Raw genomic sequence first — 25465 nt, forward strand, 5'->3', positions numbered from 1 at the left:
GCTACCGTGAGATAGCCGTCCTCCATGTTTGGTTCCAACGACGACAAGAAGACCCCAGCCCCGGCTGGCGAGAAAAAAAGCCTGTTCGGATGGCTGCGTAAAAAACCGCAGGAAGCCGTCGTCGAACAGCCACAACCGACCCCTGAGGCCACGCCCGCGCCAGTGAGCGAGGCGTTGCCGGTGGCTGCCGAGCCGTTGCCGGTCAGCGTGCCGTTGGTCGAAGCGCCTGCCACCACCGCACCGGCTGCTCCGGTACATGAGCCCTGGCTGAGCTTGCCCGTGGCCGAGGAGCCGGTGGCCCTGGTCGAGGATGTCCAGGCGCCGCATATCACCCCGCCGATCCCGCTGACGGCTATCGCGCCGGTCGCTGAAGTGGCCGCGCCTGAACCGTTCATCGCCGAGCCGGTGCCAGCGCCGGTCATTGCGCCGATTGTCGAAGCTCCAGCTCCAGCTCCAGCTCCAGTCTCTGCACCTGCACCTGCACCAGTCCCGGCACCCGCGCCAGTCGTGGCACCTGTGGTTGCGCCGGCTCCAGTTGCGGTGGCAGAGCCCGTGGCCGCCGAACCGGCCAAGCCCGTTTCCGAAGAAACCAAGGTCGGCTTCTTCACCCGCCTCAAGCAGGGCCTGTCCAAGACCAGCGCCAGTATTGGCGAAGGCATGGCCAGCCTGTTCCTGGGCAAGAAAGCCATCGACGACGACCTGCTCGAAGAGCTGGAAACCCGTCTGCTGACCGCCGACGTGGGTGTCGAAGCCACTTCGGTGATCATCCAGAGCCTGACCCAGAAGGTCGCGCGCAAGCAGTTGACCGACAGCGACGCGCTCTACGCCTCGTTGCAGGCCGAGCTGACCGCGATGCTCAAGCCGGTCGAACAGCCGCTGAAGATCACTTCGCAGCACAAACCGTTCGTGATCCTGGTGGTGGGCGTCAACGGCGCCGGCAAGACCACCACCATCGGCAAGCTGGCGAAGAAACTGCAGCTCGACGGCAAGAAAGTCATGCTGGCGGCGGGCGATACCTTCCGCGCGGCGGCGGTGGAGCAATTGCAGGTGTGGGGCGAGCGCAACCAGATCCCGGTCATCGCCCAGCACACCGGTGCCGACTCGGCTTCGGTCATCTTTGACGCGGTACAGGCGGCCAAGGCGCGCGGTATCGACGTGCTGATCGCCGACACCGCCGGTCGCCTGCACACCAAAGACAACCTGATGGAAGAATTGAAGAAGGTTCGCCGGGTGATCGCCAAGCTCGACGTGGAGGCGCCGCACGAAGTGCTGCTGGTGCTCGACGCCGGGACTGGGCAGAACGCCATCAACCAGGCCAAACAATTCAACCAGACGGTCCAACTGACCGGCCTGGCATTGACTAAGCTCGATGGGACCGCCAAGGGCGGGGTGATCTTTGCCCTGGCCAAGCAATTTGGCCTGCCGATTCGTTACATCGGCGTCGGCGAAGGGATCGACGATTTGCGGACCTTTGAAGCCGAACCCTTTGTCCAGGCCCTTTTCGCTGAGCGGGAGCGTTCATGATTCGTTTCGAACAGGTCGGTAAGCGCTATCCGAACGGTCATGTCGGCTTGCATGAACTGAGCTTTCGGGTACGTCGTGGTGAATTCCTGTTCGTGACCGGGCATTCCGGCGCGGGCAAAAGTACCCTGCTGCGCCTGCTGCTGGCGATGGAGCGTCCGACCACCGGCAAGCTGCTGCTGGCCGGGCAGGACCTGGGCCAGATCAGCAACGCACAGATTCCGTTCCTGCGCCGGCAGATCGGCGTGGTGTTCCAGAACCACCAGTTGCTGTTCGATCGCACGGTGTTCAACAACGTTGCCTTGCCGTTGCAGATCCTCGGCCTGTCCAAGGCCGAGATCGTCAAACGCGTGGATTCGGCCCTGGAGCGCGTGGCGCTGTCGGACAAGACCGACCTCTACCCCGGCGACCTCTCCACCGGCCAGCAACAACGCGTCGGCATTGCCCGCGCCATCGTCCATCGGCCGGCCCTGCTGCTGGCGGACGAACCCACCGGTAACCTCGACCCGCGCCTGGCGGCGGAAATCATGGGGGTGTTCGAAGACATCAACCGCCTGGGCACCAGCGTGCTGATCGCCAGCCACGACCTGGCCCTGATCGCCCGCATGCGTCACCGCATGCTGACCCTGCAACGCGGCCGATTGATCGGCGACGGGGAGGCAGGCGAATGAGTGCGACCCGCAGCCCCAAAGTCGCCGAACGGGTGGCCCCGAAGGCCTCCGACCCGCAGGCCCCGAAGAAAAAGCGCGACGAAGACGACGGCCCGGACTTCGGTACCCTGCTGCGCGCCTGGATCGAAAGCCATCGCGCCAGCCTGGTGGACAGCCTGCGCCGCCTGGGCAAGCAGCCGATCGGCAGCTTCTTTACCTGCCTGGTGATGGCCGTGGCCCTGAGCCTGCCCATGGGCTTGTCGCTGCTGCTGAACAATGTCGAGCGCCTCGGCGGCTCCTGGCAGCGCGCGGCGCAGATTTCCCTGTACCTGCAACTGGATGCCAGCCCGACCGAAGGCGAGAATCTCAGCGAACAGATCAAGGCCATGCCCGGCGTCGCGGATGCCGAGTACATCAGCAAGGAAAAGGCCCTGGACGAGTTCCAGCAGCAGTCGGGCCTGGGCGAAGCCCTCAAGGAATTGCCGCAGAACCCCTTGCCGGGGGTGGTGCTGGTGACGCCGAACGAAGTCGACAAGGCGACATTGGAGGCCCTGCGCCAGCGCCTGGCCGAGTTGCCCAAGGTGCAACAGGCTCAGCTGGACCTGGTCTGGGTCGAGCGCCTGGCGGCTATTCTCAAGCTGGGCGACCGGTTTGTCTTCGGCCTGACGGTGCTGTTGGTGTCTGCATTACTTTTGGTGATAGGCAATACCATTCGTCTTCATATTGAAAACCGCCGCACCGAGATCGAAGTGATTAAACTGGTCGGCGGCACTGATAGCTATGTGCGTAGGCCTTTTCTCTACATGGGCGCGCTTTATGGCTTTGGTGCCGGGTTTTTGTCCTGGGGCGTGCTGGCTTACGGCTTGAACTGGCTGAATGACGCGGTGGTCGGGCTGGCCGGTCTCTACGGCAGCGATTTCGCCCTGGCCGGCGTGCCGGTTGCCGATGGTCTGTCATTGTTGCTTGGGGCGGTGCTCTTGGGGTATATCGGTGCTTGGATTGCGGTCGCACGGCATTTACGTGAGCTGGCACCGAAGTAGTTAATGTCAGATTAATGTGGTTTCGTTTGTATTGACCGTATTGGTGGTTTAGGGAACTTGTCCTACGGTTCCTGGTCAATTTTCGCAGTGCATCACTGCACGAGTTATGTGAGTCGGAGGTTTTTTCGTATGACCACTTCTTTGCAACCTGTCTACGCGTTGGTCCCGGGTGCGAACCTGGAAGCCTACGTGAACACGGTGAACAGCATTCCGTTGCTGACGCCGGAGCAGGAGCGTGAACTGGCCGAGAGTCTCTATTATGAGCAGGATCTTGGGGCGGCTCGGCAGATGGTGCTCGCCCACCTGCGTTTTGTCGTCCATATCGCCCGTAGCTATTCCGGCTACGGTCTGGCCCAGGCTGACCTGATCCAGGAAGGCAACGTCGGCCTGATGAAGGCCGTGAAGCGCTTCAACCCGGAAATGGGTGTGCGCCTGGTGTCGTTTGCCGTGCACTGGATCAAGGCGGAAATCCACGAGTTCATCCTGCGCAACTGGCGCATCGTGAAAGTGGCCACCACCAAGGCCCAGCGCAAGCTGTTCTTCAACCTGCGCAGCCAGAAGAAACGTCTGGCCTGGTTGAACAACGAGGAAGTCCATCGCGTGGCCGAAAGCCTCGGTGTGGAGCCCCGTGAAGTGCGCGAGATGGAAAGCCGTCTGACCGGCCAGGACATGGCCTTCGACCCGGCGGCGGAAGCCGACGACGACAGCGCTTTCCAGTCTCCGGCCAACTACCTGGAAGACCACCGGTACGACCCGGCGCGTCAGCTGGAAGATGCCGATTGGAGCGAAAACTCCAACAGCAACCTGCATGAGGCCCTGGAAGTGCTCGACGAGCGCAGCCGCGACATTCTCTACCAGCGCTGGTTGGCGGAAGAGAAAGCCACGCTGCACGACCTGGCGCAGAAGTACAATGTTTCGGCCGAGCGTATTCGCCAGCTGGAAAAGAGTGCGATGAACAAGCTGAAGCTGTCGATTGCCGCTTAAGCACTAAGGCAATAAAAAACGCCCCGATCTGATCGGGGCGTTTTTGTTTCGACGTTCGAAATTTTCGGCGTCTGGACAGGCCTCATCGCGAGCAAGCTTGCTCCTACAGGGCCAGCCGTCGTTCACAAAATTGTGGCACACCGTGACACTGTAGGAGCAAGCTTGCTCGCGATGGGGCCCTGGAGGTCACAGTGCCCAGGGTGCCTTGCGCGAGTTGTTCAGCCCCACCAGGTAGTCATCCCCGCCCAGTTGGCTCATCTGCTGGCGAATCCAGCCGGCTCGGCGTGCCACGTAGGTGCTCGGGTGACTGGCGCTCCACTCCCGCGGATTGGGCAGCACCGCCGCCAGCAAGCTGGCCTGCTGACGCGACAGTGACGCCGCGCTCACGCCGAAGTGATGCCGTGCCGCCGCTTCCGCGCCGAACACGCCGTCATCCCACTCCACGCTGTTCAGGTACACCTCGAGAATCCGCTGTTTGGGCCACGTCAGTTCGATCAGCGCGGTGAACCAGGCTTCCAGCCCTTTACGCAAATAACTGCGCCCCGACCACAGGAACAGGTTCTTCGACACCTGCTGGCTCAAGGTGCTGGCGCCGCGAATCGAACCGCCGCGCTCGTTGTGTTCAAAGGCGGCCTGGATCGCATCGAAGTCGAAGCCCCAGTGCTCGGGGAATTTCTGATCCTCGCCGGCCATCACCGCCACTTTCAGCTCGTCGGAGATCTGCTCCCACGGGCGCCAGCTGCGTTGCAGGTCAATGGGCTCGCCATCGGTCCAGGACTCGATCTTGCGTTCGACCATCAGCGCGGTCCCGGGCGGCGGCACCCAACGAAACAGCAACACCAGCAACACACTGCCAATGGCGAACCATTTCAGGACGGTGAGGAGGCGGCGGAAAAGGAATTGCAACATAGAGATGGCTTGGCCGGGGCGTGGGAGCGGGCCATTATACAGACCCTGTGCCCCCTGAATGGAGTTCGTCATGTTGCGTGGTTTTTTGCTGCTGGCCGCCTTTTTCGGTTTTACCGGTGTCGCCCTCGGTGCCTTTGCCGCCCACGGCCTGAAAGACCGCCTGAGCGCGGAATACCTGGCGATCTTCCACACCGGCGTGACCTATCAGTTGGTGCACGCCCTGGCGCTGTTCGGCGTGGCCCTGCTGGCGACGCATATTCCGGGGCGTCTGGTCACCTGGGCCGGCCTTTCGTTCGCCATCGGGATTATCCTGTTCTCCGGCAGCCTGTATCTGTTGACCCTGACCGGTGTGAGCAAGCTGGGCATCATCACCCCGTTCGGCGGCCTGGGCTTCCTGATCGGCTGGTTCTGCCTCGGTCTGGCCGCCTGGCGCCTGCAGGCGGCTTGAGCTGACCGCCAGGTCGACGAATGGCTTGGGTCGCCCGGACTGATCGGGCTAGAATGCTGACCCCTAAAAATGATGGCAGCCCGGCGCATGCGCATTCAATTGAACGGTGAACCCTTTGAACTGCCCGATGGCGAGACCGTCGCGGCGTTGCTGGCCCGGCTTGACCTGGTCGGGCGGCGGGTGGCGGTGGAGCTGAACCTGGATATCGTCCCGCGCAGCCAGCATGCCGACACCGCCCTGCGTGAAGGTGATCAGGTCGAAGTGGTGCACGCTATCGGCGGTGGTTAATCGCCCCTGCGGTCCCGCAGTCTTGATCCACTCTGCAAGCCCTCAACCTTTCAAGAGGATTTCCGAATGAGCACTGTTCGCAGCGACAAGCCCTTCGTGCTGGCCGGCCGTACCTACCAGTCCCGCCTGCTGGTGGGGACCGGCAAATACCGCGACATGGAAGAAACCCGCCTGGCCATCGAGGCCTCGGGTGCCGAGATCGTTACCGTGGCCGTACGCCGGACCAATCTGGGGCAGAACCCGGGCGAGCCGAACCTGCTGGATATCCTGCCGCCGGATCGCTACACCATCCTGCCGAACACCGCCGGCTGCTACGACGCCATCGAAGCCGTGCGCACCTGCCGCCTGGCCCGTGAGCTGCTGGACGGCCACAACCTGGTGAAGCTGGAAGTCCTGGCCGACCAGAAAACCCTGTTCCCCAACGTGATCGAAACCCTCAAGGCCGCCGAAGTGCTGGTCAAGGAAGGCTTCGACGTGATGGTCTACACCAGCGATGACCCGATCATCGCCCGGCAACTGGCGGAAATCGGCTGCATCGCGGTCATGCCGCTGGCCGGCCTGATCGGCACTGGCCTGGGGATCTGCAATCCGTACAACCTGCAGATCATCCTTGAAGAAGCCAAGATCCCGGTGCTGGTGGATGCCGGTGTCGGTACCGCCTCCGACGCCACCATTGCCATGGAGCTGGGCTGCGAGGCGGTGCTGATGAACTCGGCCATCGCCCACGCCCAGCAGCCGATCCTGATGGCCGAAGCCATGAAACACGCCATCGTTGCTGGTCGCCTGGCCTACCTCGCCGGGCGCATGCCGAAAAAACTCTATGCCAGCGCTTCCTCGCCGCTGGATGGTCTGATCAAGTAAGAGCCTTTGATGACTGAATCGAACGACACGCCAATCCAGGCGGAAGAAGGCGAAGAGCGCCAACACCGCCGTATCAAGAGTTTCGTGATGCGCGCCGGGCGCATGACCGAAGGCCAGCAGAAGGGCCTGGAGCAGGGCACGCCGCTGTTCGTCCTGCCGCTGGCCGATGCGCCGGTGGATTTCGACCAGGTGTTCGGTCGTTCCGCGCCGCGCTCGCTGGAAATCGGCTTCGGCATGGGCCATTCCCTGCTGGAGATGGCGGCAGCGGCCCCCGAGCAGGACTTTATCGGTGTCGAAGTGCACCGTCCGGGTGTCGGCGCGCTGCTCAATGGCGTGCTGACCCAGGGCCTGAAGAACCTGCGGGTCTATGACTGCGACGCCATTGAAGTGCTCAACCGCTGCGTGGCGGACAACAGCCTGGACCGGCTGATGCTGTTTTTCCCGGATCCGTGGCACAAGAGCCGTCACCACAAGCGGCGTATTGTCCAGGCGTCCTTTGCCGAGCTGGTGCGCAGCAAGCTGAAGGTCGGCGGGATCCTGCACATGGCCACCGACTGGGAGCCGTATGCCGAATACATGCTGGAAGTGATGAACGTTGCCCCGGGTTATCGCAACCTGGCCGAAGACGGCAAATGCGTGCCGCGTCCGACCGAACGCCCGATCACCAAGTTCGAACGCCGCGGCGAGCGACTGGGGCATGGGGTCTGGGACCTGAAGTTCGAGAAGCTGGCCTGAGGCCTGTGGCGGTGAAGCGCTCTCAGCGCCGATCCGCCACCACCCCGATCAACACCAGGACCACCAACAACACCGGCGCCAGGCTGTAGTTGTTGAACTGGCTCAGGCCGCGCACCACCCAGGGCGTGGCATAGATCAAGGCCGCGCCGCTGCCGATCATGCACAGCAGGGCCAGCAGCGGTACGCGCAAGGCGCCGGCGATGCTGCCCAGGCGTTGATCGATCCAACCCTTGATATCCGCGCCAAACAGCACCAGCAGGCAGCCCACCAGCGCCAGGGCGATTTCCGACAGGTTGCTGCGGCTCCAACGCGATACCGTGGCGAGCAGGTCGAGTACCAGGTCCATGGGGTTTCCTTAGGTCAAAAAGTATTGCAGCAAGTCATTGAGAAACAGCTGCCCGCGGTCGGTGGCCGCCAGGCGTGACGGTTCGACCTGCAACAGGCCACTTTGTTCGGCCTCGGCGCGTGCTTCGTTCAAGCTGTCGAGACTAAGCCCGGTACGTTGCGCAAACAAGACGGCGTCAACGCCCGCGGTCAGGCGCAGGGCATTCATCAGGAACTCGAACGGCAGTTCTTCGTTGGCCAGGGCTTTCTCCCCGGCCTGGAAGGCCTTGGCCGGGTTCAGGTAGTCCTTCGGCAGGCGGGTTTTCCAGGTCCGGACGATGCGACCGTCCGGGTGGCTGAGCTTGCCATGGGCGCCGGCGCCGATACCGATGAAATCACCGAAGCTCCAGTAATTGAGGTTGTGCCGCGCCGCCCGCCCGGGCTGGGCATAGGCCGAGACTTCGTACTGGGCGTAGCCGTGCTCGGCCAACAGCGCCTGGCCGGCTTCCTGGATATCCCACAGGGTGTCGTCTTCCGGCAGCGTCGGCGGCTGGTTCCAGAACACCGTGTTCGGCTCCAGCGTCAGCTGATACCAGGACAGATGGGTGGGCTTCAGGGCGATGGCCTGGCGCAGATCACCCAGGGCATCTTCCAGGGACTGGTCCGGCAAGCCGTGCATCAGGTCCAGGTTGAAGTTGTCGAAACCGGCCTGGCGCGCCATATCCGCCGCCCGCACGGCTTCGCCGCCGGTATGAATGCGGCCGAGGGCCTTGAGCTTGTCTTCCTGGAAACTCTGGATACCGATGGACAGCCGATTGATGCCCAGCTGGCGATAGGCGATGAATTTTTCCTGCTCGAAGGTCCCGGGGTTGGCTTCCAGGGTGATTTCGATATCGCCGGCAAACGGGATGCGTGCTTCGACGCCCTTGAGCAGGCGCCCCAGCGCCGCGGCGCTGAACAGGCTGGGCGTGCCGCCGCCGAAGAAGATCGAACTCAACTCACGGCCATACACCGCGTGCAGGTCCTGGTCGAGGTCGGCCAGCAGCGCGTCGACATACTCCTCTTCCGGCAGCACCGGGCTGGCGGTGTGGGAGTTGAAGTCGCAATACGGGCATTTGCGCACGCACCAGGGAATATGGATGTACAGCGCCAGGGGCGGCAGGTCCGGCATGGCCGCCCGGGGTGTTGGCGCGCTGCCGTGGATCAGCGGCGGCGCTACGTGGGGCTGGGTCATTTCAGGCCCAGACGCTGGCGCAACAGGGCCATGGCGCGGGCGCGGTGGCTGAGCTGGTTCTTTTCGACCGGACCCAGTTCGGCGCTGGAGCAGTCACGCTCCGGTACCCAGAACAGCGGATCGTAGCCAAAACCGTGCTCGCCGCTGGCGGCGGTGAGGATGCGCCCGTGCCAGAGGCCTTCGCAGAGGATCGGCAGCGGATCGTCGGCATGCCGCACCAGGGCCAGCACGCAGACGAACTGCGCGCCGCGCTCGGCGGTCGGGACATCCTTCAAGGCGTCGAGCAGCTTGGCGTTGTTCGCCGCATCGCCCTGGCCGTCGGCGTAACGGGCCGAATAGATACCCGGCGCGCCGCCGAGGAAGTCCACCGCCAGCCCCGAGTCGTCGGCCAGCGCCGGCAGGCCGGAAATGCGGGCCGCATTACGGGCTTTGAGGATGGCGTTTTCGACGAACGACAAACCGGTTTCTTCCGGCTCGACGCTGCTGAACTCACCGATCGAGCGCAGTTGCACCGACCCACCGAGCATGGCCTGGAGTTCTTTGAGTTTGCCGGCGTTGTGGCTGGCCAGTACCAGTTGGGTGAAATTCATCATTCGCCTGGGAAAAGTTCCTGATTGAAGCTGAAAGTGTGGGCATCGCCGCCGATGGTGACGGTGATCTCGAAGACACGGTTTTCCGCCTGCGGGACGGGGTACTGCGCCAGGTAGTAGACGGCGCCCTGTTCGGTGATCTGCTTGAAGTTCAGTGTGACGCTCTTGCCGGTCAGGTCCTTCACATTGCCGCTGACCTGGGCGACCAGCGGTTTGTCGGCCTTGACCACCGAGACATTGATCACACCCTGGTTCTTGCTGCGTACCAGCTCCACACCCCGGGCAACGTTCGGTTGGATATAGGTGGAGTTGAAGGTGTTGTAGTGTACGGTGATGTCACCGAACACTTCCTGGCGCTCGCCCTTGATGGCATCGGCGGCCATGGCCGTGACGCCGAAGCAGGCCGCCACTAGAAACACAACTGAACGCAGCATGATCGTTCTCCTCGAGACAGGGCGGTTTATACCGCGATCTGATGATCGGCGAGACCCGGGCTGCTGACGCGATAAATGCCGATCTCACCTAATAGATTAGGCCATAGCTTACTGGCCCACCCGTGGCGGTGCTGTTGATCCACGGCAAGCCGGTTGATGACCTTGGCGGTCCGTTCGCGGCACAGCGCCTCGAAGTCTTCGAAGGTGCAGAAGTGGATGTTCGGCGTGTTGTACCAGGTGTACGGGAGGAATTCCGAGACCGGCATCCGGCCTTTGCTCGCCAGGTACCAGCGGCAGCGCCAGTGACCGAAGTTGGGGAAGGTGATGATGCACTGGCGCCCGACCCGGAGCATTTCGTCGAGGATCTTGTCCGGGTAGTGCACGGCTTGCAGGGCCTGGGTCATGACCACGATATCGAAGCTGTTGCTGGCAAAGTTGCCGAGGCCCTTGTCCAGGTCCTGCTCGATGACGTTGATGCCCTTGGCCACGCAGGTGGCGATGTTCTCCGGGTCGTTTTCCAGGCCGTAGCCGCTGACCTGCTTGTTGTCGCGCAGCCAGGCCAGCAGTTCGCCGTCGCCGCAGCCGAGGTCGAGCACGCGGCTGCCGGCGGGGATCCAGTCTTGGATGATTTCCAGGTCGGCTCTCATGGCGTCCTCACAGCGTAATTCGGTTCATGTAGTTGCCGAACGCCTGCAGGTAACGCGGGATCGGGATCAGGAAGGCGTCGTGGCCTTGCGGTGCATCGATTTCCAGGTAGCAGACGTCCTTGCGCGCGGCCATCAGCGCATCGACGATTTCCCGCGAGCGGGCCGGCGAGAAACGCCAGTCGGTGGTGAAGGACATCACGCAGAAGCTGGCCGTGGCACCGGCGAACGTCTGCGCCAGGTTGTCGCCGAAGTTGGCCGCCGGGTCGAAGTAGTCCAGGGCCTTGGTCATCAACAGGTAGGTGTTGGCATCGAAACGCCCGGAAAACTCCTCGCCCTGGTAACGCAGGTAGCTCTCGACCTGGAATTCCACGCTGTGGAAGTCGTAGTTGAGCTTTTCGCTCTTGAGGCCCCGGCCGAATTTCTCGCCCATGGAGTCATCGGACAGGTAGGTGATGTGCCCGACCATGCGCGCCAGCATCAGGCCACGCTTGGGGATCACGCCCTTTTCCTGGAAGGAGCCGCCGTGGAATTCCGGATCGGTGAGGATCGCCTGGCGCGCCACTTCGTTGAAGGCGATGTTCTGCGCCGACAACTTGGGGGCCGAGGCAATGGCGACGCAATGGCGCACGCGATCGGGGTAGGTGATGCTCCATTGCATGGCCTGCATGCCGCCCAGGCTGCCGCCGATCACCGCGGCCCATTGGCCGATGCCGAGGCGGTCGGCGAGGTGGGCCTGGCTGTGGACCCAGTCTTCCACGGTCAGCACCGGGAAATCGGCGCCGAAGGGCCGGCCAGTCTCGGGGTTGATGCTGCTCGGGCCGGTGGAGCCGTTGCAGCCGCCGAGGTTGTTCAGGCTGACGACGAAGAACTTGTTGGTGTCGATGGGCTTGCCGGGGCCGATGCAGCTGTCCCACCAGCCGGGCTTGCGCTCGTCGGGGCTGTGGAAACCGGCGGCGTGATGATGGCCGGAAAGGGCATGGCAGATCAGCACGGCGTTGCTCGCCGCGGGATTGAGGGTGCCGTAGGTTTCGTAGATCAGGTCGTAGGCCGGCAGGGAACGGCCACAGGCCAGGGCCAGGGGCTCGCTGAAGTGTGCCGTTTGCGGCACGACCAGCCCGACGGAATCGTGGGGAAAGACAGTGGACATCGACCCTGCTCACGCTTGAATGAGGCGTAAGTCTAATGAGCGGGGGGAGCAGCGGCAAGCGCCGCTCCCACAGTTGATCAGATCAACCGGAACAGCACTTCCGGCATGCCGCTCATGACCGCCAGCGGCGGAATCACGTAGCTCTGGATCAACTGGATCACCAGGAAGGCCAGGATCGGCGAGATATCCAGGCCACCCAGGTTCGGCACGATCTTGCGGAACGGCGCCAGGGCCGGTTCGCTGATCTGGTACACCAGCTCGGCGGCCGGGCTATGGCTGCCGGGAGCGACCCAGGAGAGGATCACACTGATGATCATGGCGAAGAAGAACACCTTGAGGAACAGCGAGGTGATGCCGATGACCGCCCAGATCAGCAGGTAGCCGACATTGCCGGTGACGCCGTAGCTGAGCAGCAGGATCACCGCCATCAGCAGCATCTGCACGATAATCGCCAGCACCAGCGAGGACATGTCCAGGCCGAACAGGCTTGGGATGATCCGGCGCAGCGGCTTGAGCAGCGGCTGGGTGGCCTTGACGGTGAACTGGCAGAGCGGGTTGTAGAAGTTGGCCCGGACCAGTTGCAGGATGAAACGCAGCAGAATCACCAACAGATACAGGCTGCCCAGGGTTTGAATGACAAAAATGGCAGCGCTATTGAATGCAAACATTAAGTGTTCCCTCGAGGATTACTGACCGAGTTGCTCAGCCATTTCGGCCGAACGGTGGGCGGCGGCGCCGAGCGCCTTTTCTACCAGGGCTTCGAAGCCGCCGGCCTGGAAGGTCTTGATCGCGGCTTCCGTGGTGCCGGCCGGCGACGTCACGCGACGGCGCAGTTCGGCGGCCTCAACGTCACTGGAGACGGCCATGTGGGCGGCGCCCAGGGCGGTCTTCAGGGTCAGTTGGCTGGCGATATCACGGGGCAGGCCGAGTTTCTCGCCGGCGGCGGTCATGGCTTCGATCAGCAGGAAGAAGTACGCCGGGCCGCTACCGGACACTGCGGTCACGGCGTCCAGTTGCTGTTCTTCGTCCAGCCAGAAGGCGCTGCCGACGGCCGACAGCAGGGTTTGCGCCTGTTGGCGCTGCTCGGCGGAGACCTGCGCGGTGGCGAACAGGCCGCTGACGCCCTGGCGCAGCAGCGCCGGGGTGTTCGGCATGCAGCGCACGATTGGCTGCTCACCCAGCCAGCGGTTCATGCTGGCGCAGGTGATGCCGGCGGCAATCGACACCACCAGTTGGTTGGGCGCAAGGCTTGGGCGCAAGGCTTCGCACACGGCCTTCATGGCCTGCGGCTTGACCGCCAGCACCACCACATCAGCCCCGAGGATGGCCTCGGCGTTGTCGGCGAACACTTCGATACCGTGTTCGGCCTGGACCCGCGCGCGGGTCTCGGCACCGGGATCGCTGGCGCGAATCAGCGCGGCGTCCAGGCCCTCGGCACGCAGGCCGCCGATCAGGCTGGCCGCCATGTTGCCGGCGCCGATGAAAGTGATTCGATTCTTGCTCTTGCTCATGACGGATCCTTGAAACGAGTGTGTGAGGCCATTTCAGGCCTGGCCATAATCGCGGGCGCCAAACAGCGCGGTACCGATCCGCACCCAGGTGGCGCCTTGGGCAATGGCCGACTCGAGATCGTGGCTCATGCCCATGGAAAGTGTGTCGAGCGGCAGGTTGAGGCTGTCTTGCAAAGTCCGCACGGTGGCGAACGCGGCGTCTTGTTCGGCACGCTCTTCGGTCGGTTCGGGGATCGCCATCAGCCCGCGCAGCTTCAGGTTCGGCAGCGCGCTGATGGCCGCGGTCAGGGCCGGCAGGTCGGCCGGGGTGCAGCCGGACTTGCTGGCCTCGCCGCTGACATTGACCTGGATGCAGATATTCAACGGCGCCAGGTCAGCCGGGCGCTGTTCGGACAGGCGTTGTGCGATTTTCAGGCGATCCACGGAGTGCACCCAATCGAAATGCTCGGCGATGGCGCGAGTCTTGTTCGATTGAATGGGGCCGATGAAGTGCCAGCACAAGGGCAGGTCGGTCAATTCGGCCTGTTTGCCCAGGGCTTCCTGCAGGTAATTCTCGCCGAAGTCCCGCAGGCCCGCGGCATGGGCTTCGCGCACGGCGGCGGCGGGCTTGGTCTTGCTCACGGCGAGCAGGCCGATGCTGGCGCTGTCGCGGCCGGCGGCCTGTGCAGCGGCAGCGATGCGGGCTGCAACGGTGGTGATGTTGTCTGCTATCGTGGTCATTCAAATTCGCCAGCAGGTCAAAAGTCTGCGGCATTCTACCTGTATTGGGGAGCCTCATGGATATCACCGAGCTGCTGGCCTTTAGCGCCAAACAGGGCGCGTCGGACTTGCACCTCTCGGCGGGCCTGCCGCCGATGATCCGGGTTGACGGCGATGTACGGCGGATCAACCTGCCGGCGCTGGACCACAAGCAGGTCCACGACCTGATCTACGACATCATGAACGACCGCCAGCGCAAGGACTACGAGGAGTTCCTGGAGACCGACTTCTCCTTCGAAGTGCCGGGCGTGGCGCGCTTCCGGGTCAACGCCTTCAACCACAACCGCGGTTCGGGCGCGGTATTCCGGACCATTCCCTCGAAAGTCCTGACCATGAGCGACCTGGGCATGGGCGAGGTGTTCCGCAAGATCACCGAGGTGCCGCGCGGGCTGGTGCTGGTGACCGGGCCGACCGGTTCGGGCAAGTCGACCACCCTGGCGGCGATGATCGACCACCTGAACAACAACAGGCATCACCATATCCTGACCATCGAGGACCCGATCGAGTTCGTCCACGAATCGAAGAAGTGCCTGGTCAACCAGCGCGAAGTGCACCGCGACACCCAGAGTTTTTCCGCGGCCCTGCGTTCGGCCCTGCGGGAGGACCCGGACGTGATCCTGGTGGGCGAGATGCGCGACCTGGAAACCATCCGCCTGGCGCTGACCGCCGCGGAAACCGGTCACCTGGTGTTCGGCACCCTGCACACCACCTCGGCGGCCAAGACCATCGACCGGGTGGTCGACGTGTTCCCGGCGCAGGAGAAGTCCATGGTCCGCTCGATGCTCTCCGAATCCCTGCAGGCGGTGATTTCCCAGAGCCTGCTGAAGAAGGTCGGCGGCGGGCGTATCGCCGCCCACGAGATCATGCTCGGCACCCCGGCGATCCGTAACCTGATCCGCGAGGACAAGGTGGCGCAGATGTATTCCTCGATCCAGACCGGCGGTTCGCTGGGCATGCAGACCCTGGACATGTGCCTCAAGGAGCTGCTGACCAAGGGCCTGATCACCCGGGATAACGCCCGGGAGAAGGCAAAGATTCCGGATAACTTCTAACACGGACCCCAGGGGCTTCTACGCTGTCACACAGGTATCTGCCTGATGTGACGCGGGGACGCTCATGGAGTTCGAGAAACTGCTGCGCCTGATGGTCGAAAAAGGCGCTTCCGACCTGTTTATCACCCCGGGCCTGCCGCCGTCGCTCAAGGTCAACGGCCAGATCCTGCCGGTGACCCGTGTCCCGCTGACCCAGGAACAGGCCCAGGACGCGGTGTTCGGCCTGATGACCGAGCGCCAGAAGCTCGACTTCACCCACCTGCACGAATGCAATTTCGCCATCCATCCCAAGGGCGTGGGGCGCTTTCGCGTCAGCGCGTTTTACCAGCGCAGCCAACCGGGCATGGTGTTGCGGCGCATCGAGACGCGGATTCCCGAACTGGCCACGCTGAAGCTGCCGCCGATCATCGAGCAACTGGCGCTGCTCAAGCGCGGGCTGGTGATACTGGTCGGGGCGACCGGTGCCGGCAAGTCGACCTCCCTGGCGGCGATGATCGGCCACCGCAACCAGCAGGGCAGCGGCCATATCGTCACGGTCGAGGACCCCATCGAGTTCGTTCATGAGCACCAGAACTGCATCATTACCCAGCGCGAAGTGGGGATCGACACCGATTCCTACGAGGTGGCGCTGAAAAACACCCTGCGCCAGGCTCCCGACCTGATCATGATCGGCGAAGTACGCACCCGGGAGACCATGGGCCACGCCCTGGCGTTCGCGGAAACCGGGCACCTGTGCCTGGCGACCCTGCATGCGCCGAATGCCGACCAGGCGCTGGAGCGGATCATCAACTTCTTTCCCGTGGACCGGCATCCGCAGATCTGGATGGACTTGTCACTCAACCTGCGGGCGATTGTCGCCCAGCAGTTGATTCCGACCCGGGATGGCCAGGGGCGGCGGGCGGTGGTGGAAGTGCTGCTGAATACACCGCTGATGGCCGACCTGATTCGCAAGGGCGAGATCAAGGATCTGAAGGGGTTGATGAAGCGCTCGACCGAGCAGGGGATGCAGACGCTGGACCAGGCGTTGTATGCGTTGCATCAGGAGGGTGTGATCAGCTACCGCGATGCGCTGGCGCATGCGGACTCCGCCAATGACTTGCGGCTGATGATCAAGTTGGAGAAAGGGGCGGGTGGCAAAGGGCCGGATGACTTGAGCCTGGGGCCGGCCTAGGCGCCTTGTGGTGGCTGTTCTGACGCCTTCGCGGCGGTGCGGCGACCCGACAAGCCCTGCTCCTACAGTACGTCGTCGTTCACCGATTTTGTAAACGACGCAACACTGTAGGAGCAGGGCTTGCCCGCGAAGAGGCCCTCAAGTGCGCCAAAAACTTCACAGGCGCACTACGAAACCAATCAGCGCTGCACAACCCGCATATGATTCTGCTCTTTCGGGATCACTCGCTTGGCAATCACGTAATGGCTGTCCCAGTACGGCTTCTTCAGCGTGTCGATGGTCACCGACTTGCCGCGACGCGGCGCATGGATAAACCGGTCGTTGCCCAGGTAGATGGCCACGTGGTTGACCTTGCGGCTCTTGAGGGTGAAGAACAGCAGGTCGCCCGGCTTGAGGTCCTTGCGCGCGACTTTCTGCCCGTGGCCGGCGGCCATGGCATTGGACGTGCGCGGCAGATCACTGGCTGCTACGCCGTTGAAGGCATACTTGACCAGGCCGCTGCAGTCGAAGCCCTTGCTCGGGCTACTGCCGCCCCAGCGATACGGGGTCCCCAGCACATTCACCGCACGGCTGAGCACAGCGCTGCTCTGCTTGGCGTTCGGTGCTGCCGGATTGATAGCCACCACGCTATCATGACGGGCTTTGCCATGGCTGCTGTGCTTGCCAGGGCGTTTGACCACCGGGGCGGTCAGATCGGTAGCATGGGCAACGGTAGCCGGTGATTTGGCAGTGTGACCGTTGACGGAAGGAAGACGTTGCTCACGGTTGGTGGCGTGGGCGGCCAGTGGCATTAATAGGCAAATGGTTAGCCATGTCTTGAAAAATGGTCGCATTAGGCAAGGCTCTAATTGGTAATCGCGCAACTTTATAACAGCTTTTTGGTCACTTCTGGGCCCGTTTGTCGAATCAATACAGGGGTTTAAAGTGGCCAGCAGCCGCGAAATCCGACCCATGGGTCACGTGAAAGTCAGGCCCCACAAGGCTTTCAGCGATTTTTGGTAAGGGTTTGTTACATGTTTTGAGACAGTAAAAAAGTCACACGGTTTTACGAAATATTTATCTATCGAGCTCGGAGAAGGTGTTGATGAACAGCTATCGGCAGGACGGCGCACCGGCGAATACCCACAACGTTTTACTCGGGTATTTGCTGTGGATTTTTGGTTTTACCGGTTCTCACCGCTTCTATTACGGCAAGCCGGTTACCGGGACGATCTGGTTTTTTACCTTCGGGTTGCTGGGGATCGGTTGGTTGATCGACCTGTTCCTGATTCCGGGCATGGATCGCGATGCGGATCTGCGTTTTACCGCCGGGCCGCTGGATTACAACGTTGCCTGGTTGCTGCTGACGTTCCTGGGCTTGTTCGGTATTCACCGGATGTACCAGGGCAAATGGCTGACCGGGCTGCTGTATCTGCTGACGGGCGGCTTGTTGGGTTTTGGCGTGCTGTATGACTTCTGGACGCTGAATGACCAGGTGTCGCTGAGGAACAGCGGGCGGGGTTGAGGTCGAATCGCTTTTGTCTGGCGTGCTGTTGGTGACCTCAGGGGCCTCTTCGCGGGCAAGCCCTGCTCCTACAAAGTTAGGCTGCACACAAAATATGTGTTCGACGCAGAACTGTAGGAGCAGGGCTTGTCGGATCGCCGCACCGCCGCGAAGCAGGCGACACGGTCTCACGCCTGGTAGGTGATCCGCCCATCCATCAACGTATAACGCACGCTCCCCGGCAACGCATGCCCGAAGAACGGGCAGTTCTCGCCCCTGGACAACCAGTGCTCACCGGCCACGGTCGAAGTACTCGGATCGAACAGCACCAGATCCGCCGCCGCTCCCATCGCCAGCTTGCCCGCCGGCAGGCGCAAGGCCTGCGCAGGACCGGCGCTCAGGCGCGCCAGCAGGGTCGGCAGGTCCAGCAAGCCATCTTCCACCAGGGTCAACGCCAGCGGCAGCAACAGCTCGACGCTGCTGATACCCGGCTCGGTTTCGCCGAACGGCGCCAGCTTGGCATCGCGCTCATGGGGCTGGTGATGGCTGGAGATGGCGCTTACCACCCCGGATTTCACCGCCGCGCGCAAGCCGTCGCGGTCGGCGCGGGTGCGTAGCGGCGGTTGTACGTGATAAAGGCTGGAGAAGTCGATCAGCGCTTCATCGGTCAGGATCAGCTGGTACAAGGCCACATCGGCCGTCACCGGCAAACCACGGGCCTGGGCCTGGGCGATCAGGGCTACGCCACGGGCGCTGGTCAGCTGGCTGAAGTGCGCACGCACGCCGCTCTGCTCCACCAGCAGCAGGTCCCTGGCCAGGGCCACGGTCTCGGCGGTTTCCGGGATCCCCGACAAGCCGAGGAAGCTGGCGGTCGGGCCTTCATGGGCCAGGCCGCCATGGGCCAGGTCATGGTCCTGGGAGTGGAAAATCACCGTCAGGTCGAAAGTCGCCGCGTACTCCAGCGCCCGGCACAGGGTGCGGGTGTTGCGGAAGCTCTCCAGGCCGTTGCCGAACGCCACGCAGCCGGCATCGCGCAAGGCCACCAGTTCTGCCAGTTGTTCGCCTTCCAGGCCCTTGCTCAGGGCGCCGATAGGAAACACCTTGGTGTTGCCGGCTTCGCGGGCACGGTCGAGGATCAGTTCGGCCACTGCCGAGGTGTCCAGCACCGGTTTGGTCTTGGGCGGGCAGCACAGGCTGGTGACGCCGCCGGCCGCCGCCGCGCGGGTTTCGCTGGCGATATTGCCCTTGCGGCTGTAGCCCGGCTCGCGCAGGGAGACGTTCAGGTCCACCAGCCCGGGAGCGGCCACCAGGCCTTTGGCATCGATCACGTCAACGGCGGCAAAACCCGTCGGGGCGGCGCCGATGGCAATCAGTTTGCCGGCTTCCAGGTGCAGGTCGGTCACTTGATCCAGGCCGCTGCTCGGGTCGATGACGCGGGCGCCGAGTATGCTGAGTTTCACTGGGCCTTCTCCTGGTCGAATTGGCGCTGGGCAGTCTGCCCGCTCATGGCCATGGACAGCACGGCCATGCGTATGGCGATGCCGTAGGTGACTTGGTTGAGGATCACCGAATGCGGGCCGTCGGCCACCGCCGATTCGATCTCCACGCCACGGTTGATCGGGCCCGGGTGCATGACGATGCAGTCCGGCTTGGCGCCGGCCAGGCGCGCGGTGGTCAGGCCGAACAGGCGGTAGAACTCGCCTTCGCTGGGCAACAGGCCGCCGGTCATGCGTTCACGCTGCAGGCGCAGCATGATCACCACGTCGACATCCTTCAGGCCTTCGGCCAGGTCGGTGTAGACCTTCACCCCGTATTGCTCGATGCCGATCGGCAGCAAGGTCTTCGGCGCGATCACGCGGATATCCGGGCAACCCAGGGTCTTGAGCGCCAGCATGTTCGAACGGGCCACCCGCGAGTGCAGGATGTCGCCGACGATGGCCACCGAGAGGTTTTCGAAGCTGCCCTTGTGCCGGCGGATGGTCAGCATGTCGAGCATGCCCTGGGTCGGGTGGGCATGGCGGCCGTCGCCGCCGTTGATGACCGCCACCTGGGGGCAGACGTGCTCGGCGATGAAATGCGCGGCACCGGACTCGCCGTGACGCACGACGAACATGTCGGCGGCCATGGCTTCAAGGTTGCGCAGGGTGTCGAGCAGGGTTTCGCCCTTGCTCGCCGAGGAGGTGGACACGTTCAGGGTGATCACGTCCGCCGACAGCCGCTGGGCGGCCATTTCAAAGGTGGTGCGGGTGCGGGTGGAGTTCTCGAAGAACACGTTGCACACGGTCTTGCCGCGCAGCAGCGGGACTTTTTTCACCGCCCGGGCACCGACTTCGAGGAAGGAGTCGGCGGTGTCGAGGATTTCGGTCAACAGCTCGCGGCGCAGGCCGTCGAGCGACAGGAAGTGGCGCAGCTGGCCCTGATCATTGAGCTGCAGCGGGCGCTTGGCGTCTAGAGGCGTCATCGCAAAGGACTCTTTAAAGGGCGAGGTCTTGAAGTTCAAGGTGGAGCGGCGCGGGGCCGGACAATTTTACCCGTTCCGTGGGAGCCAGCGACAGTGTTGCACCGACCACATCGGGGCGGATCGGCAATTCGGCGGCATCGAGGTCCAGCAGGCTGACCAGCGTCACGCTGGCCGGGCGGCCGTAGTCGAAGAGTTCGTTGAGGGCGGCGCGGATGGTCCGGCCGCTCATCAGCACGTCGTCGATCAGCACCAGGTGCTGGCCTTCGATCTCGAACGGCAGTTCGGACGGGCGCACCTGCGGGTGCAGGCCGTTCTGGCTGAAGTCGTCGCGGTAGAAGGACACATCCAGGGTGCCCAGGGGCGATGCACTGCCGAGGGCCTTGAGCAGCGCCTGGGCCACCCACACGCCGCCGGTACGGATGCCGATGAAGCGCGGCTCGACAATGGCACGCTTGCTCAGATGGGCGTTGAGATCGACGGCCATCTGGCTGATCAGGTCGGCGGGATTGGGCAGGCTCATGGTTGCTCCTTCAAGGGCCCTTGCGGGGAATCAAGGCGAGGGTGAGAGGTTCGGGCAGCGCCGGTGTTCAGGATTCGGCGGGTGTCGGGTGTTCTTCGATCCAGCTTTGCAGCAGCAGCTTGGCGGCGATGGCGTCCACCGGGTTGTCGCGATAGGTGCCTTTCTGGCCGCCACGGGCCATGCGTTCACCCTTGGCTTCAAAGGTGGTCAGGCGTTCGTCCTGGGTGAAGAACGGCACGTTGTAGCGACCGTTGAGCCGGCGGGCGAATTTCTCCGCCCGGGCGCACATGTCACTGGGGGTGCCGTCCATGTTCAGCGGCAGGCCCACCACCACGGCGTCGGGTTTCCACTCCTTGATCAGGGCTTCGACCTGGTTCCAGTCGGGAATCCCGTTCTGCGCCTTGAGGGTGCACAGCTCGCGGGCCTGGCCGGTGATCATCTGGCCGACGGCGACGCCGATCTGTTTGGTGCCGTAGTCGAAACCCAGCAGCAGGCGGATAGCGGCCATCAGGCGTGGCCCGCCTGGCTGGTGAGCAGGCTGAGGTTGATCCCCAGGTGCGCGGCGGCGGCGGCCAGACGGGCGTCGCTGTCGGTCTCGAAGAGGATGTCCGCGGAGAACGGGCAGGTCAGCCAGGCGTTGTCGGCCAGCTCCGCTTCCAGTTGCCCGGCTTCCCAGCCGGCATAACCCAGGGCGATCAGGCTGCGCGGCGGGCCTTCACCGTCGGCGATGGCGAACAGCACGTCCTGGGACGTGGACAGCGCCAGGCCTTCCAGTTCGACGGTGGCCTGGTAGGTCTGGCCGATGGGGTGCAGGACAAAACCGCGGTCGGTCTGCACCGGACCGCCGGTATAGATCGGCACATGCTGGCAGAGGGTCGGCGGCTCGATATCCGGGCGCAGTTGCTCGAGGATATCGGCCAGGCTCAGCGCTTGCGGGCGGTTGATCACCAGCCCCATGGCACCGTTCGCGCTGTGCTCGACGATATAGGTCACCGTCTGCGCGAAATTCGGGTCGGCCATATGCGGCATGGCGATCAGGAAATGATGCTTGAGGTACGTCGGGGCGAGGTTTTTCATGAGCCCTAGTGTGGCCGTGGGCGAACGACCTGACAAGCCGTGTAGACGCTATTCAATTGCTGGAAAGCTTGTCGCCCCGGGCAAAACGCCAGGTACGGATGATCTCCAGGCGGTCGATATCCGACAGATCGCCGGTAAAGGGCGCGAACGGTGCCGCCAGGCGCACGATCCGCTGCGCCGCCTGGTCCAGCAGCGGTTGCCCGGAAGATTCCAGCACCAGCACTTCATACAGCGAGCCGTCGCGGTTGATCGAGACCATCAGCCGCAAATTGCCGTAGATCTGCTGGCGGCGGGCTTCTTCGGGGTAATTGAGGTTGCCGATGCGCTCGACCTTCTTGCGCCAGTCATCCTTGTACCACGCACCCTTGTCGCGCATGGTCGAAGCCGCGCTCAAGCGATGAATCCGCGGGCGCTTGGCATACAACTGTTGTTCCTTGGCCAGTTCCGCTTCAAGGCTGGCGATGTCGCTGCTCAACTGCGAGCTGTCGAACGTCGGTGCCTGTTGCTGGGGCGCCGCCTCGGTCTTGACCTGCTCATGCTTGATCACCGCTTTTTTCGGCTTCGGCGCCACCGTGGCGACCACCGCCTTCGGCGCCGCTTCGGTCACTTCCTGCCTGGCCGGCGGCGGCGGGGTGACCTCATTGATGCTGTTGTCCTGGAACGGCGCGACCTCGGTGGTCTTGGGAATCGCCTTTTTATCCAGGGTGCCGCTGCCCTGCTGGTTGTCCTGGGCGAGGAAATCAGCCTTTTCCGGCGGTTTCACGCTCTTGAAGGTGGACAGGGTGATTTCCAGGGTCTTGCTGATCTGCTTGGGCTCGACAAAGCTGAAGCCCACGCCGAGCAGCAGCGCCAGGTGGATCAGCGCCGCCAGGAAAAGCGTGAAGCCGAGCCGATCCGCCGGGCGTACGCCGGCGCGGGAAAGTTCGGGAGGCAGATCGGCAGGAAGCGTCATGACCAGGAAACCAACATCGCACGTATCGAAAGCCCGGCATGATAACGCAATGTTGGTTTTTTCTCGGCTGTTCTACATCAACGGGCTTGCAGCTTGCGCTCAATGGCATCCATCAGCAGGCCGCCGATGTCAGTGCCGAAGGCGTTGTCGATCTCGCGGATGCAGGTCGGGCTGGTGACGTTGATTTCCGTCAGGTGTTCGCCGATCACGTCCAGGCCGACGAACAGCAGGCCTTTTTCACGCAAGGTCGGGCCGACCTGGGCGGCGATCCAGCGATCGCGATCAGTCAACGGACGGGCTTCGCCGCGACCGCCGGCCGCCAGGTTGCCACGGGTTTCACCGGCTGCCGGAATCCGCGCCAGGCAATAAGGCACCGGCTCGCCGTCGACCATCAGGATACGCTTGTCGCCGTCCTTGATCCCCGGCAGGTAGGCCTGGGCCATGATCTGCTGGCTGCCCAGGGCGGTCAGGGTCTCGAGGATCACCGACAGGTTTGGATCGCCGACGCGGTGGCGGAAGATCGAAGTACCGCCCATGCCGTCCAGCGGCTTGAGGATCACGTCGCCATGCTTGGCGGCAAATTCGCGCAACACATCGGCGCGACGGCTGACCACGGTGGCCGGCGTGCACTGCGGGAACTGGGTGGCGAAGAGCTTTTCGTTGCAGTCGCGCAGGCTCTGCGGCTTGTTGACCACCAGCACCCCGGCGCGCTCGGCCTGTTCCAGCAGGTAGGTGGAGTAGACGAACTCCATGTCGAAGGGTGGGTCCTTGCGCATCAGGATCACGTCCAGGTCGCTCAGGGCCGTGTCGGTCTCGGCTTCCAGTTCGAACCAGTGCTCGGGGTTGGCGAACACTTTCAGGGGGCGCATGCGCCCGCGCGCCACGCCGGCGTCCTGGTACAGGTCCTGCTGTTCCATGTAGAACAGGGTCCAGCCGCGCGCCTGGGCGGCCAGCAGCATCGCCAGGGAACTGTCCTTTTTATAGGAAATGTTGGCGATGGGGTCCATGACAATCCCGAGACGAACGCTCATGGGCTATATCCTCTATGGGCCGTGATGGCCGAAATGACTTGAAAAAGTGGCGTCAGAGTGGCGCTACACCGATTCCCGGTCAAGGAAAAACCGCCTGTCCGGGTGGGGCCGGGGGCGGTTGATAGATTGCATCTTGAGACTGTGCTAAAAAGGCTCGCATGCCGCTCGAAGCGCTTACACATCAAGGGCTTCGCGCCTGGAAAGCGCTTAAATGCAGTCAATCGAGTCGCTGTGGCGATGGTAGAGCAGATATGGAACAGCATTCCACAGCCTTGAAAGTGATGGTCATCGACGACTCCAAGACGATTCGCCGAACCGCCGAGACGCTGTTGAAACACGTGGGTTGCGAGGTGATCACGGCCATCGACGGCTTCGATGCCCTGGCCAAGATCGCCGATCATCATCCGGGTATCATCTTCGTCGATATCATGATGCCGCGCCTGGATGGCTACCAGACCTGCGCCCTGATCAAGAACAACCGTGCGTTCAAGTCCACGCCGGTGATCATGCTGTCCTCCAAGGACGGCCTGTTCGACAAGGCCAAGGGGCGTATCGTCGGTTCCGATCAGTTTTTGACCAAGCCGTTCAGCAAGGAAGAACTGCTGGCCGCGATCAAGGCCCATGTGCCGGGGTTTGCGGCGGTAGAACAAGCACATTGACGGTCGGCCGCCTGGCCGCCCGCCTTATAAGCAGTGGGGAACACCATGGCACGTATCCTGATCGTCGATGATTCGCCGACTGAAATGTACAAACTGACCACCATGCTGGAGAAGCACGGTCATGAAGTGCTCAAGGCCGAAAACGGTGCCGACGGCGTGGCCCTGGCCCGCCAGGAAAAGCCCGACGCGGTCCTGATGGACATCGTCATGCCGGGCCTCAACGGCTTCCAGGCCACCCGGCAGTTGACCAAAGACAATGAAACCAGCCATATCCCGGTGATCATCATCACCACCAAGGACCAGGAAACCGACAAGGTCTGGGGCACGCGCCAGGGCGCTCGCGACTACCTGACCAAGCCGGTGGAAGAAGACACCCTGATCAAGACCCTGAACAGCGTCCTCGCCGGCTGACGGCACGCGCCCATGAGCCCGTCGCAGACCGCCTTCCAGCTGCTGCTGGAAATCGACCAGCGCTGTCGCCTGCTGGCGGCCGACCTGCCGTCGCAACAGGCCCGCCAGGACACCTGGAGCGGTATCGGCTTTCGCCTTGGCGAGCACTGGTACGTGGCGCCGATGGGTGAAGTCGGCGAAGTCCTGCATGAGCCGCGTCATACCTTGTTGCCGGGGGTGAAACCCTGGGTCAAGGGCGTGGCCAACCTGCGTGGGCGCCTGCTGCCGATCATGGACCTGTGTGGGTTTTTCGGCCATGAGCTGTCCGCGTTGCGCAAACAGCGGCGGGTGCTGGTGGTGGAATACAAAGACGTGTTCGCCGGCCTGATGGTGGACGAAGTGGCCGGCCTGCAACACTTTCCCCAAGGTGGCCAGCAGGGGCTTTCGGTCCCGCCGCCGGATGCGGCGGTGGCGCCCTTTGTCCAGGGCCGTTTCGAGCGTGAACGCAGTTGGTGGGTGTTCAGCCCGTTTGCCCTGGCGCAGGCACCGGGGTTTCTGGATGTAGCCTTACAGGCAGGGGCCTGATC

The 25465-nt window shown here is 63.2% G+C and carries 32 protein-coding genes; 14 read left to right on the top strand and 18 right to left on the bottom strand.

Annotation, left to right across the window (positions count from 1 at the left end):
* Positions 1-24 precede the first annotated feature (24 nt).
* From ftsY to rpoH, 4 genes are all read left to right on the top strand, one after another.
* Positions 25-1524 (top strand): signal recognition particle-docking protein FtsY, encoded by a 1500-nt coding sequence (gene ftsY / locus CWE01_RS32235; RefSeq protein WP_100944598.1) that lies wholly within the window; start codon positions 25-27, stop codon positions 1522-1524.
* Positions 1521-2192 carry a cell division ATP-binding protein FtsE gene (ftsE, locus tag CWE01_RS32240; protein WP_100944599.1) on the top strand — a complete coding sequence of 224 codons (672 nt, stop codon included), beginning with the start codon at positions 1521-1523 and terminating at the stop codon, positions 2190-2192. Before ftsY ends, ftsE begins: the two co-directional genes overlap by 4 nt.
* Positions 2189-3211 (top strand): permease-like cell division protein FtsX, encoded by a 1023-nt coding sequence (gene ftsX, locus CWE01_RS32245; protein WP_100944600.1) that lies wholly within the window; start codon positions 2189-2191, stop codon positions 3209-3211. Before ftsE ends, ftsX begins: the two co-directional genes overlap by 4 nt.
* Positions 3212-3340: 129 nt before the next feature.
* Complete coding sequence (gene rpoH, locus CWE01_RS32250) at positions 3341-4195, top strand: RNA polymerase sigma factor RpoH (protein ID WP_100944601.1); 855 nt, start codon at positions 3341-3343, stop codon at positions 4193-4195.
* A 186-nt stretch (positions 4196-4381) separates the two neighbouring features.
* Here the strand turns inward: rpoH and mtgA are convergent, their stop codons facing one another.
* Positions 4382-5104: a monofunctional biosynthetic peptidoglycan transglycosylase gene (gene mtgA, locus CWE01_RS32255; protein ID WP_100944602.1), complete on the bottom strand. Its 723-nt coding sequence runs from the start codon at positions 5102-5104 to the stop codon at positions 4382-4384.
* 70 nt (positions 5105-5174) lie between these two features.
* On the opposite strand from mtgA, the gene CWE01_RS32260 reads away from it, so the two are divergent.
* From CWE01_RS32260 to trmB, 4 genes are all read left to right on the top strand, one after another.
* Positions 5175-5552, top strand: a complete 378-nt coding sequence (locus CWE01_RS32260) for a DUF423 domain-containing protein (protein WP_100944603.1) — start codon at positions 5175-5177, stop codon at positions 5550-5552.
* Positions 5553-5639: 87 nt separating this feature from the next.
* Positions 5640-5840 (top strand): sulfur carrier protein ThiS, encoded by a 201-nt coding sequence (gene thiS, locus CWE01_RS32265; protein ID WP_100944604.1) that lies wholly within the window; start codon positions 5640-5642, stop codon positions 5838-5840.
* Positions 5841-5906: 66 nt separating this feature from the next.
* Positions 5907-6701 carry a thiazole synthase gene (locus CWE01_RS32270; protein WP_100944605.1) on the top strand — a complete coding sequence of 265 codons (795 nt, stop codon included), beginning with the start codon at positions 5907-5909 and terminating at the stop codon, positions 6699-6701.
* Positions 6702-6710: 9 nt separating this feature from the next.
* Positions 6711-7436: a tRNA (guanosine(46)-N7)-methyltransferase TrmB gene (trmB, locus tag CWE01_RS32275; protein ID WP_100944606.1), complete on the top strand. Its 726-nt coding sequence runs from the start codon at positions 6711-6713 to the stop codon at positions 7434-7436.
* Between the two features lie 22 nt (positions 7437-7458).
* On the opposite strand, the gene CWE01_RS32280 is transcribed toward trmB, so the two are convergent.
* From CWE01_RS32280 to CWE01_RS32320, 9 genes are all read right to left on the bottom strand, one after another.
* Entirely contained in the window at positions 7459-7782 is a 324-nt protein-coding gene (locus CWE01_RS32280; protein ID WP_060781995.1) for a DUF3392 domain-containing protein, read from the bottom strand.
* Between the two features lie 9 nt (positions 7783-7791).
* Positions 7792-8931, bottom strand: a complete 1140-nt coding sequence (gene hemW, locus CWE01_RS32285) for a radical SAM family heme chaperone HemW (RefSeq protein ID WP_177410534.1) — start codon at positions 8929-8931, stop codon at positions 7792-7794.
* A 59-nt stretch (positions 8932-8990) separates the two neighbouring features.
* On the bottom strand, positions 8991-9587 hold the full coding sequence (gene rdgB / locus CWE01_RS32290) for an RdgB/HAM1 family non-canonical purine NTP pyrophosphatase (RefSeq protein ID WP_100944608.1): 597 nt from the start codon (positions 9585-9587) through the stop codon (positions 8991-8993).
* Positions 9584-10018 carry a DUF4426 domain-containing protein gene (locus CWE01_RS32295; RefSeq protein WP_100944609.1) on the bottom strand — a complete coding sequence of 145 codons (435 nt, stop codon included), beginning with the start codon at positions 10016-10018 and terminating at the stop codon, positions 9584-9586. Before CWE01_RS32295 ends, rdgB begins: the two co-directional genes overlap by 4 nt.
* 26 nt (positions 10019-10044) lie before the next feature.
* Positions 10045-10665, bottom strand: a complete 621-nt coding sequence (gene metW / locus CWE01_RS32300; RefSeq protein ID WP_100944610.1) for a methionine biosynthesis protein MetW — start codon at positions 10663-10665, stop codon at positions 10045-10047.
* A gap of 7 nt (positions 10666-10672) precedes the next feature.
* A complete protein-coding gene (locus CWE01_RS32305; protein ID WP_100944611.1) occupies positions 10673-11812 on the bottom strand; it encodes a homoserine O-acetyltransferase in 1140 nt (379 codons plus the stop codon).
* Between the two features lie 77 nt (positions 11813-11889).
* Complete coding sequence (locus CWE01_RS32310) at positions 11890-12480, bottom strand: YggT family protein (RefSeq protein WP_100944612.1); 591 nt, start codon at positions 12478-12480, stop codon at positions 11890-11892.
* Positions 12481-12498: 18 nt separating this feature from the next.
* Positions 12499-13323 carry a pyrroline-5-carboxylate reductase gene (proC, locus tag CWE01_RS32315; protein ID WP_100944613.1) on the bottom strand — a complete coding sequence of 275 codons (825 nt, stop codon included), beginning with the start codon at positions 13321-13323 and terminating at the stop codon, positions 12499-12501.
* Positions 13324-13356: 33 nt separating this feature from the next.
* On the bottom strand, positions 13357-14043 hold the full coding sequence (locus tag CWE01_RS32320; RefSeq protein ID WP_100944614.1) for a YggS family pyridoxal phosphate-dependent enzyme: 687 nt from the start codon (positions 14041-14043) through the stop codon (positions 13357-13359).
* Positions 14044-14099: 56 nt separating this feature from the next.
* Between CWE01_RS32320 and CWE01_RS32325 the strand changes: the two genes are divergently transcribed.
* Complete coding sequence (locus CWE01_RS32325; RefSeq protein WP_100944615.1) at positions 14100-15134, top strand: type IV pilus twitching motility protein PilT; 1035 nt, start codon at positions 14100-14102, stop codon at positions 15132-15134.
* 64 nt (positions 15135-15198) lie between these two features.
* Positions 15199-16305: a PilT/PilU family type 4a pilus ATPase gene (locus CWE01_RS32330; RefSeq protein WP_100944616.1), complete on the top strand. Its 1107-nt coding sequence runs from the start codon at positions 15199-15201 to the stop codon at positions 16303-16305.
* Between the two features lie 179 nt (positions 16306-16484).
* Here CWE01_RS32330 and CWE01_RS32335 read toward each other — a convergent pair whose 3' ends face one another.
* Positions 16485-17138, bottom strand: coding sequence for a C40 family peptidase (locus CWE01_RS32335; protein WP_100944617.1), 654 nt, complete (start codon positions 17136-17138; stop codon positions 16485-16487).
* Positions 17139-17389: 251 nt separating this feature from the next.
* Between CWE01_RS32335 and CWE01_RS32340 the strand changes: the two genes are divergently transcribed.
* Positions 17390-17809, top strand: coding sequence for a TM2 domain-containing protein (locus tag CWE01_RS32340; RefSeq protein ID WP_100944618.1), 420 nt, complete (start codon positions 17390-17392; stop codon positions 17807-17809).
* A gap of 167 nt (positions 17810-17976) precedes the next feature.
* Here the strand turns inward: CWE01_RS32340 and CWE01_RS32345 are convergent, their stop codons facing one another.
* From CWE01_RS32345 to gshB, 7 genes are all read right to left on the bottom strand, one after another.
* Positions 17977-19248, bottom strand: a complete 1272-nt coding sequence (locus tag CWE01_RS32345; protein ID WP_100944619.1) for a dihydroorotase — start codon at positions 19246-19248, stop codon at positions 17977-17979.
* Positions 19245-20249: an aspartate carbamoyltransferase catalytic subunit gene (locus CWE01_RS32350; protein WP_100944620.1), complete on the bottom strand. Its 1005-nt coding sequence runs from the start codon at positions 20247-20249 to the stop codon at positions 19245-19247. Before CWE01_RS32350 ends, CWE01_RS32345 begins: the two co-directional genes overlap by 4 nt.
* A gap of 13 nt (positions 20250-20262) precedes the next feature.
* Entirely contained in the window at positions 20263-20769 is a 507-nt protein-coding gene (gene pyrR / locus CWE01_RS32355; RefSeq protein ID WP_100944621.1) for a bifunctional pyr operon transcriptional regulator/uracil phosphoribosyltransferase PyrR, read from the bottom strand.
* 67 nt (positions 20770-20836) lie between these two features.
* Positions 20837-21277 carry a Holliday junction resolvase RuvX gene (gene ruvX / locus CWE01_RS32360; protein ID WP_100944622.1) on the bottom strand — a complete coding sequence of 147 codons (441 nt, stop codon included), beginning with the start codon at positions 21275-21277 and terminating at the stop codon, positions 20837-20839.
* Positions 21277-21846: a YqgE/AlgH family protein gene (locus CWE01_RS32365; RefSeq protein WP_100944623.1), complete on the bottom strand. Its 570-nt coding sequence runs from the start codon at positions 21844-21846 to the stop codon at positions 21277-21279. Before CWE01_RS32365 ends, ruvX begins: the two co-directional genes overlap by 1 nt.
* 52 nt (positions 21847-21898) lie before the next feature.
* Complete coding sequence (locus tag CWE01_RS32370; RefSeq protein ID WP_100944624.1) at positions 21899-22798, bottom strand: energy transducer TonB; 900 nt, start codon at positions 22796-22798, stop codon at positions 21899-21901.
* Between the two features lie 77 nt (positions 22799-22875).
* The gene (gshB, locus tag CWE01_RS32375) at positions 22876-23829 is read right to left on the bottom strand and encodes a glutathione synthase (protein WP_100944625.1); all 954 of its coding nucleotides are present in this window, start codon (positions 23827-23829) and stop codon (positions 22876-22878) included.
* Between the two features lie 251 nt (positions 23830-24080).
* On the opposite strand from gshB, the gene pilG reads away from it, so the two are divergent.
* The 3 genes from pilG to CWE01_RS32390 are packed head-to-tail and all read left to right on the top strand — an operon-like array spanning position 24081 to position 25463.
* The gene (pilG, locus tag CWE01_RS32380) at positions 24081-24488 is read left to right on the top strand and encodes a twitching motility response regulator PilG (RefSeq protein ID WP_100944626.1); all 408 of its coding nucleotides are present in this window, start codon (positions 24081-24083) and stop codon (positions 24486-24488) included.
* A 45-nt stretch (positions 24489-24533) separates the two neighbouring features.
* The gene (gene pilH / locus CWE01_RS32385) at positions 24534-24899 is read left to right on the top strand and encodes a twitching motility response regulator PilH (RefSeq protein ID WP_100944627.1); all 366 of its coding nucleotides are present in this window, start codon (positions 24534-24536) and stop codon (positions 24897-24899) included.
* Between the two features lie 12 nt (positions 24900-24911).
* The gene (locus CWE01_RS32390; protein WP_100944628.1) at positions 24912-25463 is read left to right on the top strand and encodes a chemotaxis protein CheW; all 552 of its coding nucleotides are present in this window, start codon (positions 24912-24914) and stop codon (positions 25461-25463) included.
* Positions 25464-25465 lie beyond the last annotated feature (2 nt).

Origin of the sequence: Pseudomonas sp. QS1027 (assembly GCF_002814235.1) — a bacterium.
Taxonomy (GTDB): Bacteria; Pseudomonadota; Gammaproteobacteria; order Pseudomonadales; family Pseudomonadaceae; genus Aquipseudomonas.

Bases quoted from the DNA above. Each gene is read 5' to 3' on its own strand.
- rdgB (WP_100944608.1), bottom strand. From the start codon at position 9,587: ATGATGAATTTCACCCAACTGGTACTGGCCAGCCACAACGCCGGCAAA.
- ftsE (WP_100944599.1), top strand. From the start codon at position 1,521: ATGATTCGTTTCGAACAGGTCGGTAAGCGCTATCCGAACGGTCATGTC.
- CWE01_RS32340 (WP_100944618.1), top strand. From the start codon at position 17,390: ATGAACAGCTATCGGCAGGACGGCGCACCGGCGAATACCCACAACGTT.
- CWE01_RS32335 (WP_100944617.1), bottom strand. From the start codon at position 17,138: ATGCGACCATTTTTCAAGACATGGCTAACCATTTGCCTATTAATGCCA.
- metW (WP_100944610.1), bottom strand. From the start codon at position 10,665: ATGAGAGCCGACCTGGAAATCATCCAAGACTGGATCCCCGCCGGCAGC.
- gshB (WP_100944625.1), bottom strand. From the start codon at position 23,829: ATGAGCGTTCGTCTCGGGATTGTCATGGACCCCATCGCCAACATTTCC.
- ftsY (WP_100944598.1), top strand. From the start codon at position 25: ATGTTTGGTTCCAACGACGACAAGAAGACCCCAGCCCCGGCTGGCGAG.
- ftsX (WP_100944600.1), top strand. From the start codon at position 2,189: ATGAGTGCGACCCGCAGCCCCAAAGTCGCCGAACGGGTGGCCCCGAAG.
- CWE01_RS32310 (WP_100944612.1), bottom strand. From the start codon at position 12,480: ATGTTTGCATTCAATAGCGCTGCCATTTTTGTCATTCAAACCCTGGGC.
- ruvX (WP_100944622.1), bottom strand. From the start codon at position 21,277: ATGGCCGCTATCCGCCTGCTGCTGGGTTTCGACTACGGCACCAAACAG.
- CWE01_RS32330 (WP_100944616.1), top strand. From the start codon at position 15,199: ATGGAGTTCGAGAAACTGCTGCGCCTGATGGTCGAAAAAGGCGCTTCC.
- CWE01_RS32260 (WP_100944603.1), top strand. From the start codon at position 5,175: ATGTTGCGTGGTTTTTTGCTGCTGGCCGCCTTTTTCGGTTTTACCGGT.
- CWE01_RS32320 (WP_100944614.1), bottom strand. From the start codon at position 14,043: ATGACCACGATAGCAGACAACATCACCACCGTTGCAGCCCGCATCGCT.
- pilH (WP_100944627.1), top strand. From the start codon at position 24,534: ATGGCACGTATCCTGATCGTCGATGATTCGCCGACTGAAATGTACAAA.
- CWE01_RS32325 (WP_100944615.1), top strand. From the start codon at position 14,100: ATGGATATCACCGAGCTGCTGGCCTTTAGCGCCAAACAGGGCGCGTCG.
- hemW (WP_177410534.1), bottom strand. From the start codon at position 8,931: ATGCCGGACCTGCCGCCCCTGGCGCTGTACATCCATATTCCCTGGTGC.
- pilG (WP_100944626.1), top strand. From the start codon at position 24,081: ATGGAACAGCATTCCACAGCCTTGAAAGTGATGGTCATCGACGACTCC.
- mtgA (WP_100944602.1), bottom strand. From the start codon at position 5,104: ATGTTGCAATTCCTTTTCCGCCGCCTCCTCACCGTCCTGAAATGGTTC.
- CWE01_RS32350 (WP_100944620.1), bottom strand. From the start codon at position 20,249: ATGACGCCTCTAGACGCCAAGCGCCCGCTGCAGCTCAATGATCAGGGC.
- CWE01_RS32295 (WP_100944609.1), bottom strand. From the start codon at position 10,018: ATGCTGCGTTCAGTTGTGTTTCTAGTGGCGGCCTGCTTCGGCGTCACG.
- thiS (WP_100944604.1), top strand. From the start codon at position 5,640: ATGCGCATTCAATTGAACGGTGAACCCTTTGAACTGCCCGATGGCGAG.
- proC (WP_100944613.1), bottom strand. From the start codon at position 13,323: ATGAGCAAGAGCAAGAATCGAATCACTTTCATCGGCGCCGGCAACATG.
- CWE01_RS32270 (WP_100944605.1), top strand. From the start codon at position 5,907: ATGAGCACTGTTCGCAGCGACAAGCCCTTCGTGCTGGCCGGCCGTACC.
- CWE01_RS32390 (WP_100944628.1), top strand. From the start codon at position 24,912: ATGAGCCCGTCGCAGACCGCCTTCCAGCTGCTGCTGGAAATCGACCAG.
- CWE01_RS32370 (WP_100944624.1), bottom strand. From the start codon at position 22,798: ATGACGCTTCCTGCCGATCTGCCTCCCGAACTTTCCCGCGCCGGCGTA.
- CWE01_RS32305 (WP_100944611.1), bottom strand. From the start codon at position 11,812: ATGTCCACTGTCTTTCCCCACGATTCCGTCGGGCTGGTCGTGCCGCAA.
- CWE01_RS32365 (WP_100944623.1), bottom strand. From the start codon at position 21,846: ATGAAAAACCTCGCCCCGACGTACCTCAAGCATCATTTCCTGATCGCC.
- pyrR (WP_100944621.1), bottom strand. From the start codon at position 20,769: ATGAGCCTGCCCAATCCCGCCGACCTGATCAGCCAGATGGCCGTCGAT.
- rpoH (WP_100944601.1), top strand. From the start codon at position 3,341: ATGACCACTTCTTTGCAACCTGTCTACGCGTTGGTCCCGGGTGCGAAC.
- trmB (WP_100944606.1), top strand. From the start codon at position 6,711: ATGACTGAATCGAACGACACGCCAATCCAGGCGGAAGAAGGCGAAGAG.
- CWE01_RS32280 (WP_060781995.1), bottom strand. From the start codon at position 7,782: ATGGACCTGGTACTCGACCTGCTCGCCACGGTATCGCGTTGGAGCCGC.